Annotated in this window: 17 protein-coding genes; 4 read left to right on the top strand and 13 right to left on the bottom strand. The window is 71.6% G+C overall.

Translation table 11 applies throughout. From position 1 onward, the window contains the following. The 7 genes from DP939_RS37705 to DP939_RS37675 form a co-directional block, all read right to left on the bottom strand. A complete protein-coding gene (locus DP939_RS37705) occupies positions 1-2,412 on the bottom strand; it encodes a CoA transferase (RefSeq protein ID WP_113985630.1) in 2,412 nt (803 codons plus the stop codon). Continuing rightward, positions 2,409-3,611 carry an NAD(P)/FAD-dependent oxidoreductase gene (locus tag DP939_RS37700; protein ID WP_158578925.1) on the bottom strand — a complete coding sequence of 401 codons (1,203 nt, stop codon included), beginning with the start codon at positions 3,609-3,611 and terminating at the stop codon, positions 2,409-2,411. The genes DP939_RS37705 and DP939_RS37700 overlap by 4 nt, the downstream gene beginning before the upstream one ends. A gap of 112 nt (positions 3,612-3,723) precedes the next feature. Beyond that, complete coding sequence (locus tag DP939_RS37695; protein WP_113985628.1) at positions 3,724-5,130, bottom strand: amidase; 1,407 nt, start codon at positions 5,128-5,130, stop codon at positions 3,724-3,726. A 40-nt stretch (positions 5,131-5,170) separates the two neighbouring features. Further along, positions 5,171-6,115, bottom strand: coding sequence for an ornithine cyclodeaminase family protein (locus DP939_RS37690; protein ID WP_113985627.1), 945 nt, complete (start codon positions 6,113-6,115; stop codon positions 5,171-5,173). Next, positions 6,112-6,555 (bottom strand): thioesterase family protein, encoded by a 444-nt coding sequence (locus DP939_RS37685; RefSeq protein WP_113985626.1) that lies wholly within the window; start codon positions 6,553-6,555, stop codon positions 6,112-6,114. The genes DP939_RS37690 and DP939_RS37685 overlap by 4 nt, the downstream gene beginning before the upstream one ends. Further along, on the bottom strand, positions 6,552-7,499 hold the full coding sequence (locus DP939_RS37680) for a 3-hydroxyacyl-CoA dehydrogenase NAD-binding domain-containing protein (RefSeq protein ID WP_113985716.1): 948 nt from the start codon (positions 7,497-7,499) through the stop codon (positions 6,552-6,554). Before DP939_RS37680 ends, DP939_RS37685 begins: the two co-directional genes overlap by 4 nt. 5 nt (positions 7,500-7,504) lie before the next feature. Beyond that, positions 7,505-8,923 (bottom strand): APC family permease, encoded by a 1,419-nt coding sequence (locus DP939_RS37675; protein ID WP_113985625.1) that lies wholly within the window; start codon positions 8,921-8,923, stop codon positions 7,505-7,507. A 179-nt stretch (positions 8,924-9,102) separates the two neighbouring features. Here DP939_RS37675 and DP939_RS37670 point away from each other — a divergent pair, with 179 nt between their 5' ends. The 3 genes from DP939_RS37670 to DP939_RS37660 all read left to right on the top strand — a co-directional run bounded on the left by DP939_RS37670 (position 9,103) and on the right by DP939_RS37660 (position 11,934). Continuing rightward, positions 9,103-9,987, top strand: coding sequence for a LysR family transcriptional regulator (locus tag DP939_RS37670; protein WP_113985624.1), 885 nt, complete (start codon positions 9,103-9,105; stop codon positions 9,985-9,987). Between the two features lie 74 nt (positions 9,988-10,061). Then, positions 10,062-10,946 (top strand): TIGR03620 family F420-dependent LLM class oxidoreductase, encoded by an 885-nt coding sequence (locus tag DP939_RS37665; protein WP_113985623.1) that lies wholly within the window; start codon positions 10,062-10,064, stop codon positions 10,944-10,946. A gap of 34 nt (positions 10,947-10,980) precedes the next feature. Beyond that, positions 10,981-11,934: a GlxA family transcriptional regulator gene (locus DP939_RS37660; RefSeq protein WP_113985622.1), complete on the top strand. Its 954-nt coding sequence runs from the start codon at positions 10,981-10,983 to the stop codon at positions 11,932-11,934. Here the strand turns inward: DP939_RS37660 and DP939_RS37655 are convergent. The 5 genes from DP939_RS37655 to DP939_RS37635 form a co-directional block, all read right to left on the bottom strand. Continuing rightward, entirely contained in the window at positions 11,898-13,190 is a 1,293-nt protein-coding gene (locus DP939_RS37655; RefSeq protein ID WP_113985621.1) for a hypothetical protein, read from the bottom strand. The genes DP939_RS37660 and DP939_RS37655 overlap by 37 nt on opposite strands. Beyond that, a complete protein-coding gene (locus DP939_RS37650; RefSeq protein ID WP_147268296.1) occupies positions 13,187-14,113 on the bottom strand; it encodes a HesA/MoeB/ThiF family protein in 927 nt (308 codons plus the stop codon). The genes DP939_RS37655 and DP939_RS37650 overlap by 4 nt, the downstream gene beginning before the upstream one ends. A gap of 334 nt (positions 14,114-14,447) precedes the next feature. Continuing rightward, complete coding sequence (locus DP939_RS37645; RefSeq protein WP_147268295.1) at positions 14,448-14,990, bottom strand: hypothetical protein; 543 nt, start codon at positions 14,988-14,990, stop codon at positions 14,448-14,450. 219 nt (positions 14,991-15,209) lie between these two features. Further along, positions 15,210-16,904, bottom strand: a complete 1,695-nt coding sequence (locus tag DP939_RS37640; RefSeq protein WP_147268294.1) for a hypothetical protein — start codon at positions 16,902-16,904, stop codon at positions 15,210-15,212. A gap of 202 nt (positions 16,905-17,106) precedes the next feature. Further along, positions 17,107-17,292 (bottom strand): hypothetical protein, encoded by a 186-nt coding sequence (locus DP939_RS37635; RefSeq protein ID WP_113985617.1) that lies wholly within the window; start codon positions 17,290-17,292, stop codon positions 17,107-17,109. A 1,018-nt stretch (positions 17,293-18,310) separates the two neighbouring features. On the opposite strand from DP939_RS37635, the gene DP939_RS37625 reads away from it, so the two are divergent. Further along, positions 18,311-19,462, top strand: coding sequence for a glycosyltransferase family 4 protein (locus tag DP939_RS37625; protein WP_113985615.1), 1,152 nt, complete (start codon positions 18,311-18,313; stop codon positions 19,460-19,462). 128 nt (positions 19,463-19,590) lie between these two features. Here the strand turns inward: DP939_RS37625 and DP939_RS37620 are convergent. Further along, the coding region (locus tag DP939_RS37620) for a transposase (RefSeq protein WP_199565674.1) at positions 19,591-19,782 on the bottom strand (192 nt) is incomplete at its 5' end.

The raw sequence follows: 19,782 nt of genomic DNA, 5'->3' as shown, positions 1-19,782 counted from the left end.
TCAGGTGGGCAGGTAGCCGTGGTCGGCGGTCCAGGAGTCGGCGATCGAGCCGTCGGCGGCCATCGCGTCGATCTCGGCGGGCGTGAAGCCGAGTTCGGCCAGCACTTCGCGGGTGTGCGCGCCGTAGCGCGGAGCGTCGGACGGCATCCGCACCCGCGCGTTCCGGGGCCGGACGGCCTGCGGGGCGATCAGGTCCACCTCCCGGCCGCTGGGGTGCCGGTCGTGGCGGACGAACACCGCCGAGTCGCGCAGCGGGACGGGCCCGGCGCTCTCCCGTACCAGCCCGCGGGCGCGCAGGTCGGCGATGTGCTCGATGCGGTGGACGGCGACTCCGCGCGGGCCGAGCAGTTCGGCCCACTCCTCGATCGTGTGCTCCTGGAACCGCTCCTGTGCCGCGCCGGCCGGGCCCGCGAGGAAGAACCAGCCGTCCGCGGCCTGGTAGCAGTGGTACCCCGGGTGCTCGCCCAGCACCTCGCGCCCGGACGGTTCCCGCAGGTCATCGCGGCCCGCGCCGTCGTACAGGAACGGGATCTGGAGCAACTGCCCGGCGGCGGTGAGGGACGTGCGCATCACCGGGGCCTGCTCGCCACGCCCGGCCAGCGCCGCGACGACGGCGAAGGCCCCGCAGAACCCGGCGAGGGCGTCGATCGTGCCCAGGTGCGCGTGCTCCTCGGGGGTGTCCGGGCCGCCGCCGAACCTGGTCATGATCCCGGTGCACGCCTGCACGTTGTCGTCGTAACCGGCCGCGTGGCTGCGCGGCCCCTCGCCCGGCCCGCCGTAGGCGTCCACCCGGACCAGCACGATCTCCGGCCGCATGGACCGCAGCCGCTCAGGGTCCAGGCCGAGCGCGCCGAGCTGGCGTTCGCTGCCATTGAACGTGACGACGTCCACGGTGGGCAGCAGCCGGTCGAGCACGTCGCGCCCGGCGGGAGTGCGCAGGTCGGCGAGCACGCTGCGCTTGCCGCGCTGGGCGTGGGTGCCGATGACCACGGCGTGGTACGGGTCGAAGCCCGGCGTCGGCGGATCGATCTTGATGACCTCGGCCCCGAACCGCGCGAGCGTCGCGCCGATCATCGGCCCGGCGATGACGTTGGTGAGGTCCAGGATGCGGACCCCGTCCAGCGGCAGCCCGCCGGGCGTCGCCGCGGGGGCGACCGGCGACGGCTCCCCGGGCAGGTCCGCGAGGATCGCGGCCCGGTCGGCGTCGGGCGCGGGCGCGGGCCTGCGGCCGGGCTTCGTCTCCTCGGTCCACACCACGGGTCCGGGGACGGTCAGCTCGCCGTGGACCGGATCGTCGACGGTGGCGAGCAGCCCGGCCGCGCGCGGATGCTCAGAACGCAGCCACTCCAGCGTGCTGCGGTGGGCGGCCCCCGGGATGCCCGCCGCGTCGAACCGCCGTTCCCACTCCTCCGCCGGGTGCCGCAGGAAGGCTTCCGCGATCAGCTTCGACAGCCGCTGCGTCCAGTGTTCGGACAGCGGGTACGCGAGCAGCGTGCAGTCGGCGTCCTCGGGCCAGTGGTCGGTGGACAGGTAGGGGTCGAACGTCGGAATGCCCTCGGCGCGTACGGTCTCCCAGAGGCCGAGCACCTTCAGCGACCGGATCGCGTGGGTGCGGTGGGCGGGGCAGCAGTGGTAGAAAAGCCGGCCGTCCTGGCAGGGGTAGCTGCGGTAGAACGGGTCGAGGAGTTCCTGCAACCGTTCGTACGTGAGGTCCATCGGCTCGCCGGCGGCCCGCCGCCGGGCGATCTCGTGCTCGCGCAGCGACAGGTAGCGCGGCGGCAGGCCGGAGACGGCCAGCGAGTTGAACGCCAGCCCCTCCAGCACGGCCTCGGCCAGCGGCACCTCGAAGGCGTCGCCCCGGCCGGTACGCCGCCGGGCGACCAGCCCGGTCGCCACCGAGAGCGCGCCGAGCGCCGCCGCGTACGCCGAGGCCAGCGGCAGCGGCGTGTACGACGGATCGACGCCCATCAAGATCCGGTTCAGCCCCATGTCGGTGAAGCCGCCGGTGGCGGCCAGCACGATGCCCTCCCAGGCGGGCAGGCCGGCGCGGGGGTCGGTGGCGGAGAAGCCGGGCATGGACAGGTGGATCACACGCGGGTTGAGCGCGAGCGTGTCCTCGGGTCCGAGCCCGAACCGGGCCATCACGCCGGGCCGGAAGTTCTCCACCACGACGTCGGCGGTGGCCACCAGGCGGCGGGCGGTCGCCGCGTCGGCCGGGTCGGTGAGGTCCAGCACGATGCTCTTCTTGCCGGAGTTGAGCGCGGCGGCGGCGGGCGAGTCCCATCGGGGGCCGCCGGGAGGGTCGATGCGGATCACTTCGGCGCCCAGGTCGGCGAGCAGCAGGGCGACGGCGGGGCCGGCGACGTACTGGCCGAAGTCCAGGACACGGACGCCGTGCAGTGGGGGGCTCATCCTCGGCTCCTTGCGGTGAGGTCGGCGGCGATCAGTTCGCCGGTCGCGGGGGCGAGTGTCATGCCGAGTTGCCCGTGGCCGGTGGCGACGACGAGTCCGGGCCTGGTCCTGCGGACGATGGGCAGGCCGTCGGGGGTCATGGGGCGGGCCCCGTGCCACTGGTCGCCTGGTTCGCCGAGGGCGGCCCCGGGGAGGAGGCCCGCCGCGGTCCGGCGCAGCGACGCGAACCGCTCGGGCGTGGGCGGCGCGGGCGGGCCGCCGAGTTCCATGCCGCCGGTCAGGCGCAACCGGTCGGCGCGCTGGGCGAGTACGACGTGCGCGTCCAGGTCCAGTACGGCGTGGCGCAGCAGCGGCTCGGCGACGGGCAGGGTGAGGCTCCAGCCGTGGCCGGGTTCCACCGGCAGCCGGACGCCCGCCGAGCGGGCCAGCGCCACGCTCGACGTACCGGCGGCCAGGACCACGGTGGTGGCGGCGACCGGCCCGGCCTCGGTGTCCACGCCGGTGACCTGGCCGTTGACGTGCCGGATCCGCCGGGCGGCGGTGCGTACCAGGACCGCGCCGTGCCGCTCGGCCGCGGTCAGCGCGGCCCGGGTGGCGTCCAGCGGGTCCAGGAGCGCGTCGCCGGGGAACCGGACGCCGCCGGCCACCGGGCCGAGGCCCGGTTCGGCGTCCGCGACGGCGGCCGGGTCCAGGACTTCTGCGGCGACGCCGAGGCGGGCGAGCCGTTCGGCGGTACGCCGCTGGGCGTCCAGGGTGCGGCGGTCGCGGCTCACCGCGAGCAGCCCGGCGTCGCGCAGGCCGATGTCCAGGCGCTCGGCGTCCGCGAACTCGGTGTAAAGCCGCAGGCTGCGGGCGGCCATCGCGGCCAGCCGGGGGGCCGTGCGCCAGGCCCGGCCGGGCCGGGCGGCGAGCGCGAACCGGGCCATCCAGGCCAGCGTCCCGGCCCGCAGCGGGCGGCGCAGCGTGATGTCGTGGCCCCCGCCCAGGACCGCCCGCACCCCCTCGGCCAGCGCCTGCGGGTGCGCCATCGGGCGGCTGTAGCTGGGGACCAGCAGCCCGGCGTTCCCGGCGGACGCGCCGCCGCCCGGGTCGGGGTCGAGCACGACGACCCGCTCGCCCGCGCGGGCCAGGTAGTACGCGGCGAACGCGCCGATCACACCCGCGCCGACGATCACCACATCGGCCTCCCGCCCGCTCACGCCACACCCCCCACCCAGCGCCGCGCCTGCTCGGCCGCCGCGCCGATCCGGAACGGTGTGTCCTCACCGAACGGGCGACCGGCGACCCGGGCCGCGTCGGCGTTGCGCGGGCTCATGGCGTGACCTCCGGCCAGTGCTGCGGCCGCTCGGCCGCCGCGCCGATCCGGAACGGCGTGTCGTCGTCGAACGGGCGCCCGACGATCTGCACCCCGGTGGGCACCCCGTTGCGGGCGAAACCGGACGGCACGGCCAGTACCGGGCAGCGGCTCATGATGTTGAACGGCAGCGCGAGCAGCGACTCCAGGTAGTGCCCGAGGCGTTCGCCGTCCACCTCAGGGCCGTGGCCGACGTAGTCCTCGCCCGCCACCAGCCCGCGGGTGGCCGCCGTCGGGCAGACCAGCGCGTCGAACCGCTCGAACAGCTCGCCGACCGGCCGGTACAGCTCGGTCTCGATGGCGTACCCGTCCAGAACTCCGGCCCCGGCGGCCTCCTCGGCCGCCCACCGCGCGAACGCCTCCGCGTACGGGGTGATGCCGGGCCCCTCGGCCGCGATGACCGCGCCGAACCCGTAGTGGAAGTGGATCGCCGCCGCGCGCATCACCTGCGCGCGCGGCACGCTGATCCCGACCTCCTCGACCTGGGCCCCCGCCGCCCGCAGCCGCTCGCCGTACTCCCGCGTGTTGCGGCGGACCTCCGGATCGACCGCCCAGCCGAGATCCGCGGACAGCGCGATCCGCATCCCGCGCAGGTCGCGGCCCGGCTCGGCGGGGTCGGGCAGGACGTGCCGGGGCCGCAGCGAGCCGACGTCCGCCGGGTGCGGCCCGGCCACGACGTTCTGCATCAGCGCCACATCGGCGACGGTCCGGGCCAGCACCCCGGAGTGGACGTAGGTGTCCAGGTGGTAGGGCGGGTCCACCGGTACCCGGCCGTGCGGCGGCTTGAAGCCGACCACCCCGCTGAACGAGGCGGGCACGCGGATCGAGCCCGCGGTGTCCGATCCGGTGGCCAGCACCGTCGAACCGGCGGCCAGCGCCGCCGCCGAGCCGCCCGACGAGCCGCCGGGCGAGAACTCCGGGTTCCACGGGTTGCGGGTGACGCCCCACAGCTCCGAGTGCGTGAACGCGGCGGACGCGAACTCCGACGCCGTGCTTCGGGCGTGCACGATCGCGCCCGCGTCCAGCACGCGCTGCACGAACACCGAGGTGTGCCCGGCGACGGCGTCGCGGTAGCGCACCGAGCCCTGGGTCCAGGGCTGGCCCGTGACCGGTTCGTCCTCCTTGACGACGGTGGGCAGCCCCTCCAGTGGCCGCGGCGGCTCGCCCTGGCCCGCGTAGCGGCGTTCGGCCAGCTCGGCCTGCCGCAGCGCCTCCTCGAAGAAGCGGTGGCACAGCGCGTTGACGACCGGCTCGGTACGCTCGGCCCGGGCGATCACCGCCTCGGTCAGCTCGACCGGCGACAGCCGCCGGGCGCGGAAGGCGCGCAGCGCTTCCGTCGCCGAGAGGTGGTGCAGTTCGTCCATCGTGTCCTTCCCCGATTTCGTGGTGGCCGGTGCGCCCGGATCACCAGGCGATCTCCTGGCCGATGTCCAGGGCCTCGGCGCGTTCGACGACGTGCCACGCGGCGGCGGCGTCCTGTACGCCGAGGCCGACGCTCAGGTAGGTCACCAGGTCGTCCGGGTCGCGGCGGGCGGTCGCGCGCCCGGTCAGTACGTCGCCGAGCGCCAGCAGCTCCATCGGCCGCCGGGCGGCGACCACCGGCCCGGAGTGGGCGCGGGCGGTCGGCACGTGATCGACGACGACCGCGGCGCTCGCCGCCAGCAGGTCCGTGCCGATCTCGCGGCGGTGCTCCTCGAACGAGCCGATGCTCACCACCGTGGCCCCCGGGCGCAGCAGGTCCGGCGTGAGGATCGGTTCGGTGGCGAGCGTCGCGCAGACCACGACGTCGGCCCCGGCCACCGCGTCCGCCACGTCGGCGACGGCGCGGACGTCCAGCTCACGGGCGGCCGACTCGCGTTCCTCCGGGATCGGCGACCAGATGGCCACGTCCTTCACGGCGAGCACCCGCGAGATGGCGCGGACGTGCGCGCGTCCCTGGGTGCCCGCGCCCAGCACCGCGAGCCGGGACGCGCCCGGCCGGGCCAGCGCCGCGACCGCCACCGCGCTGGCCGCCGACGTCCGCACGGTGGTGACGGCTCCGCCGTCCAGTACCGCGACGGGCACGCCGGTCTCCGGGTGCAGCGCCACCAGCACCGCGTGGATCGAGGGCAGGCCCAGCGCGGCGTTGCCGGGGTTGACGCTGCCGAACTTCGACACCGGCCCGGTCGCCGCGCCCAGGCGGGCGGCGTAGCAGAAGACGGTGGAGTCCACGCCGCCGGGGCCGCCGCCGATCTTGTCGGGCTGCCAGGCGTCGCCCGTGGCCAGGGCCGTGAACGCGGCCCGCTGGGTCGCGATGGCGGCGTCCGGGTCGAGCAGGGCGTGCACGTCGGTCGCGGTGAGCAGTCTCATCGGCGGCCCGTCCGGCCCGCGTCCGGCGGCACAGGCCGCAGCAGCGCTTCGGCGGCGGCGCGTACGTCGTCCGTGAAGGGACGCGACCGGCCGCCCGGGATGTACACGTGCACGCCCAGCACCTCCGCCGTGGCCCGCAGCCGCCCCCCGGCGGACATCTCGTGCCACAGCAGCAGCCGCTTGGCGTCCACGCCGATCACCTGCGTGCGCACCTCAAGCCGCTCGCCCGGGAGCACCTGGTCGAGATAGCGCAGGTGGGCCTCGACGGTGAACACCATGCAGCCGGTCTCGGTGCGGTAGGCCGGCGTCATCCCCAGGTGCGCCAGCGCGTGCTCGGTGGCCTCGCCGAACACCAGCACGTAGTACGCCTCGCTGAGGTGCCCGTTGGCGTCGATCCACTCGTCCCGCACCGGCCGGTGCAGAGCGGGCACGGCCGTCATGCCCCGGCCTCCCGCAGCGCGCGCAGGACCGCGATCAGGCGGCGGTCGCGTTCGGCGATCAGTTCGGCGGCGGGCCGGCCGCCGGTGACCTCCGCCGCGCCCGTGACCAGCGCCTTGCGCAGTTCGTCGGTGAGCGGCGGGCTGTCCAGCCGGGTCCAGGGGCCGTCCACGCCGAAGTGGTCGAGCGCGTGCGCGATGCCGCCCTCACCGCCCGCCAGGTGGAAGGTGGTGGACGGGCCGTGGAACGGCCAGCGCAGTCCGGGCCCGGCGGTCACGGCGGTCTCGATCTGGGCGACGGTGGCCTCGCCCTCCGCGATCATGTGCAGCGCCTCCCGCCACAGCGCCTCCTGCAGCCGGTTGGCGATGAACCCGGTCACCTCGCGGTCCATCAGGACCACCCTCTTGCCGGTCAGCGTGTAGAACTCGGCGGCCCACTCGACCGCCGCCCGATCGGTGCGCTCCCCGCCGACGACCTCGACCAGCGGCACCAGGTAGGGCGGGTTGAACGGGTGGCCGACGACGAGCCGTTCCGGGTGCGCGGCGGCGGCCTGCATGTCGGTCATCCGGTAGCCGGACGTCGAGGAGCCGACCACCACGCCGATGGGCGCGGCGGCGTCGATGCGGGCCAGCAGGTCCGACTTCAGCTCCAGGTTCTCCGGCGCGCTCTCCTGCACGAACTCGGCGTCGGCGACGGCCTCTTCGAGCGTGGCCGCGACCGTGAGGCGGTCCGGTGAGGCCCCTTCGGCGAGGCCCAGCGACTCCAGCGCGGGCCACGCGGCGCCGACGATCCGGCGCAGCCGCTCTTCGGCGTCGGGCGCGGGGTCCCAGGCGGTGACCCGGTGGCCGCGGGCCAGGAAGTGGGCCACCCAGCCGCCGCCGATCACGCCGGCTCCCACGCAGGCGATCCGATCGACTGCGCCGGGTGCGATGGACGGTTGCCACATGCTCATCACCTCGGGTTCTTGTGGGTCGGGGACCGATCGCCGAGGCGGCGAGCGGCGTAGAGGGTCATGGCGAGGGCCAGCACGCCGAACCCGATGAGTTCGTCCCGCCAGCCGCCGTAGCCGGTCAGTTCCGGGTTGAGCACGGCGACCACCAGCAGCAGCAGGTTGATCGCGGCCAGGACGACGGCGATCGGCAGCCAGTACCCGGGCAGCCGGAACGCCCGGCCGGGGGTCGTGTCCGCGCGCCGCAGCAGTACGTAGCCGCTGAGCGCGATCACGACGGCGATCATGTAGCCGATGTTCGAGGCGAACACCACGCCGAGCAGGTTGCCGATGAACACGACCAGGCCGATGTTGACCAGCAGCCCGGCGGTCATGGCGCGGGCGGGCATGCCCGCGGAGTTCAGTACGCCGAGCCCGCGCACGGTCAGCCCCTCGACCGCCATGCCGTGCAGGGCCCGCCCGCTGTCGGCGGTCGCCACCGACATGAGGTTGAGCATGGCCAGGCACAGCACGACCACGGCGAGCCAGCCCGCGTCGCCGAACAGGTTCTTGAACATCAGGACGGTGAACCCGAGCGGTTCGGCGGTGATGGCCTCCTCGCCGGTGGTGCCCGCGGCGAGGATCGGCATCAGCACGAACACGCCCAGCCCGGCGATGCCCGAGGAGACGAGCGCCCGGGGGGCGTCCGTGCGCGGGTTGCGGTACTCGGGGGTGAAGGTGGCGGCGATCTCGGTGCCGTACACGGTCCAGCCCATCAGGAACAGCCACACGCACGCGACCACGAACGCGGACTGGCCGTCGCCGCCGAGTCCCCACGTCAGGCGGTCCAGGCGCAGGTTGCCGGTGAACAGCGCGGTCGCGGCGGCCACCACGAGCAGGACCAGCACCAGGGTGTTGACCAGCGTGCTGAGCCGGACCGCGGGGCGGATGCCGGCCGTGTTGAGCAGCCACACCAGGACGAGCGAGGCCACCGCGACGGCGTGCGCGCCGCCCAGGTGCAGCGGGCCGACCCGCAGGGCCCCCGCTCCGGGGAACCACTGCGCGGCGACCAGCTCGCCGATCACCAGGGCGTTCCCGGCCAGGCCGAACGACCAGCCGATCCAGTAGCCCGCGGAGGCGAGCGCGCCGAGCGGGCGGGCACGGCCGCGCCAGGCGGCCGAGGCGTACAGGGCGATGCCTCCGGGTTTGTCGGGGAACATCGCGGCCATCTCGGCGTACACGAAGTTCTGGCAGATCGCCAGCAGCCCGGACACGGCGAGCAGCGTGACGGCCGCCCACGCGCCGAGCGCGCCGGTCCAGTAGCCGACCACGGCGAACGCGCTGGCGGGCAGCGTGATGGCCAGCGAGAACGCGTCTCGCCAGGTCATCACGCGGTGGAAGTGCTGTGGGGGTTCGTCGGTGCGGGTGGGGATTTCGGACATGGCGGTCTCCTTCCGTCGCCATAGCCCAGGGGGCGGTGCTCCGGCCCGCGTCCTGAGCGGCGGGGGGAGAGCCGGCCGCGGAGGAGAGGTACGCGGCGTGGTTCAGAATCGTCATCTCTCGTTTGGGAGAAGTCAATTCTCGGGTTTTGTTGCAGACCCATAAGTGTTAGCTTCTAGCTGTGACCCTGGACGACCTGCGTGTGTTCATCGAGGTGTGCGAGCGGGGCAGCTTCACCGCGGTGGCACGGGCCCTGTCGTGCAGTCAGTCGGCGGTGAGCCAGCACGTGCGCCGGCTGGAGCGGGAGTTCGGGCTCAGCCTGCTCGAACGGCGTCCGCGCGGCGTGTCGCCCACGGCGGCCGGGCGGTTGCTGCGGGACGCGGCGCTCACGGGAGTGGGCCGGATCGACGCGGCGGCGCAGCAGTTGCGCGCGCTGGCGGCGGGCGGCGCGGGCGAGGTACGGATCAGCTCGGGGGCCGCCACCGTCCGGCACTTCATGCCCGAGGCGATCGTCACGCTGCGCCGCCGGTACCCGGGCGTGCAGATCGCGCTGCGCACCCAGCCGACCAGCCGGGCCTGCCTGACCGACCTGGCCGCGAACCGCGCCGACATCGCGCTGATCTCGATCAGCGGCCCGATCCCGGACGTCGAGCTGCGCCCGCTGATCGAGCTGCGCTGGGCGCTGGCGGTCAACCAGCACGATCCGCTGGCCTCGCGGGCGAGCCTGAGCGCGGCCGAACTCGCCGACATCCCGGACATCGTGCTGCCGACGTCGTCGAGTTCGCGTGGGCGGCTCACCGCGGTGCTCGGCGAGAGCGCGCTGCCCACCCAGGCCGTCTCGGACTGGGACACCGCGCTGCTGCTCGCCGAGCTGGGGGTGAACCGGGCGGTCGTGGCGACGGTCCCGCATTTCGCGTCCTCGATCCACCCCGGGCTGCGGCTGGTGCCGATCCCGGACCTGCCCGCGCCGACCGCGGGGTGGGCGGCCCGCTCGTGGGCCGACCTGGATCCGCCGGTCATCGAGTTCGCCGAACTGGTCGGGCAGCGGATGCGCGGTCCGGGCTGACTCGTGGCCTGATCCCATCGCTAAGTGGCAATCCGGCCATTTTCCCTCGGTGATTCCGCAGGCAGACTGAGGGTATGGCCGAGACTCAGCGATCATTCACGGACCTGGGAAGGTTCGGGATCTACACCTTCGACTTCGAACACCTGCCGGCCGCGCGGATGCGGGACGCGGTCCAGGAGCTTGAGGACCTGGGGTGGCGCTCGTTCTGGTTCCCGGAGGTCTTCGGGCGCGAGGCGTTCACCCACGCCGGTCTCCTGCTGGCCGCCACCCGGCGGATGCGGATCGTCAACGCCATCGCGAACATCTGGCTCCGGGGCGCGTGGGCGGCGCACGGCGCGGCGCGGCTGCTCGGGGACGCCTACCCCGGGCGGTACGTCTTCGGCCTGGGCGTCGGCGGCCGGCCGAAGCCGGGGACCAAGCTCCTGACGGCCATGAGCGACTACCTGGACGAGCTGGACTCGCTGGAGACCCCCAACCCCGCGCCGGACGTGCCGGTGCGCCGGATCCTGGCCGCGTACGGGCCCAAGATGCTGGCCCTCGCCGGGGAGCGGACCGACGGGGCGCACACGTACCATGTCAACGTGGAGCACACCGCGAACGCGCGGGAGATCATCGGGCCGGACGTCTTCCTCGGCGTCGAACAGGCGGTGCTGTTCGAGCCGGACCCCGCGAAGGCGCGGGCCATCGCGCGCGAGCACCTGCGCCTGTACCTGAACAGCCCCTACAACATCGCGAAGTTCCGGCGGCTGGGCTACTCGGAGGAGGAGATCGGGGGCGGCGGCGCGGATCGGATCGTCGATGATCTCGTCGTCTGGGGCGACCTGGACACGATCACGGCGCGGCTGCACGCCCATGTCGAGGCCGGCGCCGACCATGTGGCGGTGCAGGTGCTCGGGGTCGAGCCGGGCGCGTCCGCGATGCCGTACTGGCGGATGCTCGGTGACGCCCTCCCGCTCTGATGGCCTGATGGCGGCTCCTCGATAGAATCGTGCCATGCATCGCGTCGTCGTCCTCGCGCTCGGCAGGGTCTATCCGTTCGAGCTGGGCATCCCGACCCGCATCTTCGGCGCGGCCGGTGACCGGTACGAGGTCATCACGTGCAGCGCCGACGGCGGGCCGGTGGCGACCACCGCCGACTTCGCCGTCCACGTACAGCACGGGCCCGAGGCGCTGGCCACCGCCGACACGGTGATCATCCCGCCGTTCGCGATCCCGGGGCCGGTCACGCCGGACGGCCGGCTCTCCCCCGAGGCGGCCAAGGCGCTCGCGCAGATCATCCCGGGCACCCGCATCGTGTCGATCTGCACGGGCGCCTTCGTCCTGGCCGCCGCCGGCTGGCTGGACGGGCGGCCGGTGACCACGCACTGGCGTCAGGCCGACCTCCTGCGGCGGCTGTTCCCCCGCGTCAGGGTCGATCCGGACGTGCTCTTCGTGGACGACGGCGACATCCTGACCTCGGCGGGGGCCGCCTCCGGGGTCGATGTGTGCCTCCACCTGGTGCGCAGGGACCACGGCAGCGAGGTCGCCAACCAGGTGGCCCGCAGGTGCGTGGTCCCGCCCTGGCGGGACGGCGGCCAGGCCCAGTACATCGAGCGGCCGGTCCCGGCCCCCTCGTCCGGCGGCCCGGCCAGGGCCCGCGCGTGGGCGCTGGAACACCTGCACCTGCCCGTCACGCTCGCCGAACTCGCGGCGGAGGCGCGAATGAGCAGCCGGACCTTCGCCCGCCGGTTCCGCGCGGAGACCGGCATGAGCCCGGGGCGGTGGCTCATCCAGCAGCGGATCGAACGCGCCCGGCGGCTGCTCGAATCCACCGACCTGCCGGTGGACCGGATCGCGTCCGAGGTGGGGTTCGGCACCGCCGCCTCGCTGCGGCAGCACCTGAACGCGGCGATCGGCGTCTCCCCCGCGACCTACCGCCGCACCTTCCGGCCGCCTCTCGCGGGCTGACCGCCGGCGCGCAGCACGACGATCTCGGCGGCGAGCGCGCCGAGCAGCGCGATGGACGCGCAGGCCACCCCGGGGAGCCGGGTCAGCGGCAGGAGCAGGCCGAAGGCCAGCATCCCGGCCACGTGCGCGAGGGCCGCGCGGAGCAGCAACGGGGTGCGGTCGGCGGCGATGATCCACGCGCGGGCCTGCCCGCGTACCGCCCACAGGGCCGGGACCGCCACGAGGACCGCCGCCCACGACTCGCCCAGGTACGCCGGGCCGGGTGGGACGTTGCTGAAGCCGGTGAGGTACAGATGGGTCAGGGGTGTGCAGGCGACCAGCAGACCGGCCGCGAGGAGGGTCCCGGCCAGCAGGACGGTGAAGCGGCGCAGCACGGCGACGTCACCGGTGCGCCGCAGGAGGGCCGCGCCGACCGTCTCGAAGTCGGACAGCGGGATCGTGCCCAGGGACAGCAGCCCGTAGAGGGCGGGCCAGACGATCAGGGACTCTTCGGCCGCGCCGGAACGGGCGAGCACGACCGTCGTGATCAGGGCGGGGCTCATGTTGAGCAGGATGGTCACGGTCAGCCGGGCGTGCTGGGCGAGCAGCCGCCCCGCGCTCCCGCGGACGTCGTCGGTGACCGCCAGGCGGCGGACCGCGGTGCTCAGGTACGCCGCCTCCGCCCACGCGCCCGCCGACAGCGCGACTCCGCCGACCGCGGCCGAGGAGAGTCCGGCCCGCCACAGTCCAAGGGCGGCGGCGATCGTCACGACGATGCGGACCCCGGTGGCGACCGCGATCGGGCGGGTGCGGTCTCGTTCGATCAGGCGTCCGTGCAGGTAGCGGCGGAGCGCCACGGCCAGTGGGGCCGTGCAGAAGGACAGCAGGCACACCTGGAACAGGTCGTGCAGGCCGGTCGGCAGGCCGATCACCGCCGGGACGGCCGGCAGGGCCGCCAGCCCGAGCATCACCGCACTGCCCACGATCCCGGTCAGCAGCGCGTGCCGCAGCAGCGCCGGCAGGCCGTGCCCCGCGCGGGCCACGACGACCAGCGGGGCCAGGGCCAGGGCCGGGGAGTTGACGACGAACAGCACCGACAGCCCGGCCCCCAGGGCGGCCAGCGCGGAAGGCCCCTGCGGCATCCTCGTCACGACGGCCGCGACCACGGGGATCTCCCACGCCAGCAGCGAGGAGCCGAAGGCGGTCGGGACCCAGGAGCGGGCGAGGGCCCGGACTCGCGCTCCCCCGCTCAGGTCGTCCTCGCGCGTCGCGCTCACGTCCGGCAGGGGCAGTCCTTCCGGAACTCGAAGGGGGTGAATTCGAAGGTGAGGGTGTCGGCGTTGACATAAAGGCTCTGCCCGGCCGTACGCGATGTCTCTTTCGCACCGGAGACCAGGCCGATGACCTCGTTCACGGCGATTCCGGCGACCATCGCGACCAGGGTCCCGGTGAGGCTGCCGGATGTCTCCGGGCGCAATACGTCCAGGTCGCGAATGCCCACGCATTCCATGCAGGGAGTCCGGCCGGGAATCATCGTCGGGCCGACCCTGGCGCCCTTGTTGGTGATGCCGATCTGCCCGAACGGCACGCCGGTGCGCAGGCTCGCCTCGTTCGACCAGCGGATCGCGTGGTTGCGCGGCCGGTCATAGGCGTTGAAGAAGAAGTCGGCCCCCCGCACGAGCTCGACGATATCGTCGGCGGACTCGATCCGGGTGTGGTGCGCGACGAACTTCGACCGCGAATTCTGTAGCTCCAGGTGCCGTTTCAGCGCGTCCAGCTTCGGCATCCCGACGTCCTGCTCGTCGAACGTCGGATGGGTCGGCAAGTTCTCCTCGGCGAAGGTGTCGAAGTCCACCGCCTCCAGCGTGCCGATCCCGGCCGCGTTCAGCAGCCGCAGCAGCGTGGTGCCGCCCGCCCCCGTCCCGATGATCACGACTCGGGCGTCACGCAGGCGTTTCATGCCCTGGTAGCCGTCCCAGCCCTCGCGGTCGTACAGCCGCAGGTGGTTGATCTGCCTGCTCCACCGCCGCAGGTCTTCGGCGTCCAGCGGCGGGATGTCGGCGGCGTCGTCCAGGACGCCCTCGGCCGCGAGGACCTCCAGCCAGGAATCCGTCTCCGGAAACCGCCCGCGCAACTCCTGCCGGGTGGCCGACCCGTCCAGGGCCATCACGAACGACACCATTTCCCCGGTGGGATTCATGATCCTGAACTTTTCCGGCCCGATCCCGATATAGAGATGCGGCTCATCCGCAATGTGGTAGATACGGAGAAATTCCTTGACTCTGGGCCTCTGCACCTATTCCTCCCTTCCCCGCCGCCCGTTTCGTCCGTATCGTCCGCGGCGGGAGCCAATACGCACTCCCGCCACGGACCAAACGCCTGGCCACGCCATCAGATGACGTTACCGTGCCACTCCTGAACGAGGCCCTCCTCGTACACACGCTCGATGGTCATTTCGGTCACCTCCCCTCCTGCTTCTCGCTTAAAAGGGGAACACCGCGGCCATCGCCCCGTCAAGGCACGTCGAATGAGAATCAGCAGGAGAGTGAGTGATCCCCGGACCCGCCGCTCATCACGAGCGGTGAATTCTCATAACCGGCCTTGGTGAATTGAGCGGCGCCGAGAGACCGGTAGGTGCGCGCCCCTCCCGGACACGCGTAGGTCGCGGACATTCCGAGCTGCAGGACATTGAGCGCCGAGACGATCTGCCAGGGCTGCCCGGTCCCGTTGACGGTGAAGGTGCCGGCGAGGTCGATCTTGTCGACGAGCTTGTCGCACTGCGCGATGGCGTCGGCGACGATGTATCCGCCGTCCACCCTCGGGTTGGTGATGCCCCCGCTGCAGTAGATGACATCCGGAAGGGCCTGGCCGTCCTTCGACACGGCCGCGGCCGTCCGGCGGAGGGTTGCGCTGAACGTGCGCTTGTAGCCCTTCCAGGGGCTGCTCTTGCCTTCGGGGGTGAACGGCGTGGACGGGGCGCGGTCCGCGCCGGCCGGCCCGGCGATGAGACCGGCGCACAGCGCGCAGATCATCGCCACCAGGACGGATAAGCGCATGGCGTTCTTTCGGGAATTCATTTGGTCCCTCCGCGTGAGTAGCTTCTTTCGCTGACTGATTTACAGATCAGATCGGCCGGTAAAAAGGTACGCACTCAGTCGAGAGCAGCTGTCGCTAATCGACTCCATTGATTCCGGCGAGGGTGCCGTGAAATCCGGCCGCTGGATGAAGACTAACGCAGCGGAGAGCACGGAAGAATGCGCTGGAAGTGGCCAAGATGGGCCAGCTCGAAAGCCTTCTCAAGGCTTCAGGCTGAGTCTCTTCCGGGACGCGCCCGGGAACACGACGACCAGGTGCTCCTCCGCCGCGTCGTCGGTCCGGACGTACACGCGGAGCCGGTAGTGGCCCTTTCCGGCGATCGCCAGGTTCGGCATGGGGGCGCCGGCGCCCACGCCATCGCCCTCGGTCAGCTCCGGCACGGTGAGCCGGCCGCTGCGGCTGACGATCGGCACCTCGTCGACCAGATCCCACCCGGCCGCCCGCCGTGGCGGCGCGGTGCGGAAGGCCTTCACGGTGAGGCACAGATCGATGATGTCCTCGATGTGCCCGACGAGCACCGAACTGCGGGACAGCCGGGTGAGGGTACTTCCGTCGTACTCCTCCTCCCGCACCGGCGCCTCGTCGTCGGGGTCGTGGACCGAATAGCCGGGATCGCCGTCGGGGAACAGGTAGTACACGGCCGTGGCCTGGACGACGCCCTTCGTCCGGGGCCACGGATCGCGGCACTTCGCGTTCTCCTCGGCGAGGTAGGCGGCGCCCGCCTCATTCGCCTCCTTCGTCGAGTACAGCAGCTCCGGCTGGGTCGCGCCGATGATCTCCGGGCACACGTAGACGAGGTCCGACGAGTCCACGCCCGAGAGGGCCCGTGTGCTTCCGGCCCGCATCAGGATCGCCTGCCGCTCCTCGCGGTCCTTCGCCCGGCACAGCGTCCGCGCGTACGCGAGGATCGCCTCGTCCGACAGCTCGTCCGGGAACATCGGCGGCACCCCGTCCGACGTGCTCCGCGCCAGGCACAGGAACGTGGCGTCGCGTTCGGCCGGCTTCAGGTCGCCGAAGGCGGGCCGGTCGTAGCAGTTCCCCGACCAGCCGGTGTAGGCGACGCGCGGAGACTGCTCCGGCTGGATCAACGCGATGACCGGCACCACGACCACGGCCACCACCCCGACGCGGGCCACCCGCTGCCGCGCGGGCGAAGGGTCCGCCAAGCGGTTCTCGATGGGCATTTCACGGGCGGTCGCCGCCATCCACACGACGCCGACGAGCCCCACCGCGTCCATCACGATCTCTATCACCAGACCGCCGCTGGGGATCGTCCCGAAGAAGATGTTGAGCGGGAGCACCAGCATGTGCACACCGACCGACGCCCACCCAGCGGCCAGCGTGCCCCGGCTCCACCGGCCGTCGCGCGACTGCCCGACCACCGTGATGAGGGTCACCGCCACCCCGCCCAGGCTCAGGCCCAATTCGAGGACGCCGCCCAGGTCGAACTCCAGCACGTCCAGCTCGTCGAGCAGCTCGCCGACCATCCCGGCCAGCTCGACGCCGAACAGCACCCCGGCCACCACCCGCAGCCCGCGCGACCGCCAGCGGATGACGAGCAGGTAGAGGACGTCGATCGCGGTCCACAGCCCGAGCAAGAACGCCGCCCCGACCTCATCGGGAACCAGGCCCAGCGGGAACCACAGCACCAGCGTGTACGCCACCGCCAGATACAGCAGCCGACGCAACATTTTCGCCCGGCGATCCAGCGCCCCCGGCGCGGGCCGGCGCAGAATCACCCACAGAAACGCCGCCTTCACCACGGCGGCCATGAGCAACACCACGACCGTCGGACCGTCCAGCCCGTCGGGCATATAGAACTTCATAAAGCCCGGCGACGACCATTCGACGGCCACCCAGAGCCAGGGGTCCCCCAGCACCAGCCCCACGACCACCGCGACAAGAACCAGGCCGACTACTCCGGCCCTAACAAACCGCCATAAATTACCCGAAAGCACGGGACGCGATCTTAGCGCGATACCATCGCACAAACGGCCGGCGAAGCGAGCGGCTACCGCCCTGTTTCTCGCGACACCATGAGCATCCTCACTGGGTTTCGTAAGCATCCTTCATCTGTTGTGATCGTTGATCCGGGACTTAGGGCGGTAGGCAGAGGTTGACTCCGACGCCCTTGGTCAGGGCGATGTTGAGGGTGCCGAGCTCGCCGCCGCATGAGTTGATCACTCCTGCGCGGGCGTGAAGCCGGTGACCGGCTCGGCGTCGGCCGGCGCGGCGAGGGTCCTCCAGGGCGCCGGGGGCGGGATCGACCGGAAGCTCGGGCATGGCGATCTCCCAGTCAGACGGGGGGACAGGTCTGTCCCGACCCTGCACCCACCGCGAGATCGTCAGCAACGGTCAACGATCACAACAGACTGGGGATGCTTACCGATATTCTTCGCCGCAACACACTCCAGAATTGCCACAATTAGTGGCCCGCAGAGCACCCACAGCGATCCGTAGCTTTGGCCGCACCCCTTCAGCAGCCCCAGGCAAGCGTACCTGAGACTCGCTTACCAGCGGTTATGCGACTGCCGCTGGATTTCCACTGGCAGGCGTATTTCCGCCACTACAGAACATGCCGGAGAAAATCTTTATTACCGCTTAAACGGGGCTGCCACGCATGTCAAGTACTTGAATTACCAAACGGCGGCATGGCAGTGTACTCAACTGTCATGAGCCACGGGCGGGGGGCTTTTCGCAGGGCTCTCCCCACCCGTGGCCACATCTGTGATGCCGAAGGCGTCTACATGATCGGCCGACTCAAAAGCTTGCTCATCGGCATGCTATGGGCGTCAGCCCTGATCATGCTGAGCGCGCCTCCCGTACTCGCTGAATGGAGTCACCGCTGCCGCCTGGACGGAATCACGCTGCGCGGCTCAGGAAATGTCTCAACCAACGGAGGGAGGGTCTACATAACCGGCAATATGAGTGGGGACCCGGACGTAGGAACCATCGTGCAGTTCGCCCGCTCCTCCGGGGCGGTACACCGCCAGGAACACACCGGCCGATCGTTCAACTTCAACTCCTCGCCAGCCCAGACCTCCACCATTAGGGTCTCACTCGGCTTCCGCTCCTGGGCTGGTGTGAGGACCGGAGCGGGCTGCACAAAAACGGTCTTCTGAAGCATCCGGCCAGGCGGTTTCTCCAGCAATCACCATAGGATCACGGGCCCGCCAGCGGAACAACTCACATAGCTTACTCGAATCAACTGCATTAACCGACGAACGAGGTCAGGTGTGGCAAAGTAGTGCCACACCTGACCTCGCCATATCGCGGGGCGCACACGGTGCCCGGAGGTCTCTTGCGCGAGTACCTGATCACCGCACTCATCGCCGCGGCCGTGACATACCTGTTCGTCCCGATCGCACGGTACTTCGCCATCAAGATCGGCGCGGCACCGGAAGTCCGCGAACGCGATGTGCACACCGTTCCCACCCCCCGTCTCGGCGGACTCGCCATCTACGTGGGACTCGTCGCCTCACTGTTGTTCGCGAACTCCCTTCCGCACACGGGCGGACTGCTCGCGCACAGCGACACCGTCATCGCCGTGATCCTTTCCGGCGGAATCCTCGTCATCATCGGCTTCTTCGATGACTGGTGGGGAATCGATCCCCTGATCAAACTAGGCGGCCAGGTGGCCGCAGCCGGAGTGCTCGTCAATCTTGGCGTCGCACTGCCCTGGCTCCCACTCCCGAACGGCGCCGCTGCCAGCATGGACAGCGGGCTCAGCACGGTGATCACGATTCTGGTGGTCGTCATCGTCATCAATGCCATCAACTTCATCGACGGTCTGGACGGCTTGGCCGTCGGCATCGTCGGCATCGCCGCGATGGCGATGTGGAGCTACTCGATCATCCTGTCCCAGCACCTCACCGGGCAGAGAATTGCCACCGCCGCGATCATCTCCGCCGTGCTGATCGGCGTGTGCGCCGGATTCCTGCCCCACAACACACACCCCGCCAGAATCTTCATGGGCGACACCGGGTCGATGCTCATCGCCATGGTCCTCGCGACCGCCACGATTTCGGTGACCTCGGGAGTGGACCCTTACGCGATCGACAGCATGAACCGATTCCCGGTCGTCCTGCCACTTCTGCTGCCGGTCGGCGTAATGGCCGTCCCCCTCATCGACCTGTTCACCGCACTGGTACGCCGCACATCCCACGGCATGTCGCCGTTCGCGGCCGACCGCGGGCACCTCCATCACCGCCTCCTCGACATCGGCCACTCCCACCGACGCACTGTAATGATCATGCATGGTTGGGCACTGCTCTTCTCCGCCACCGTCGTGGGCCTGGCCGCCGGAGGCGTACCCGTACTGATCTTCCCCGTAGTCGTCCTGGCCGCGATCACATTGCTTGTCGTGATGGCCGCGCCGCGACAACGTCGCGGCAGGTCCCACTCCCGCATCGCCGCCACAAATGCCCGGCATCGTCGGGGCACACGCGCGTAAGACGCCCCTGATCTTCCAGCCACGGAGCCCACACGCTGCTCGGCCTGCTCGGCACCATTGCCACCGGACCAGGTCACGTCCACGGAGGTGGTGTATGAAACAGCCTGCGCGTGATCCTGCCCGCCAGGTTAAGCGGTAAGGGTTCGCGGCAGTGGGTCTTGAGCGGGCGTGTCGCCGTCGATTACCCGGAGCCGGGCCTTGGCCAGCACGTCCAGGCCCATGTAACGACGCCCTTCCACCCACTCATCCGTCTGCTCGGCCAGCACTGCGCCCACGAGGCGGATGATCGCCGCCCGATCCGGGAAGATGCCGACCACATC

It is taken from the genome of Spongiactinospora rosea (assembly GCF_003315795.1).
Taxonomy (GTDB): domain Bacteria; phylum Actinomycetota; class Actinomycetes; order Streptosporangiales; family Streptosporangiaceae; genus Spongiactinospora; species Spongiactinospora rosea.
This window is presented reverse-complemented; position numbering and strand designations above follow the sequence as displayed.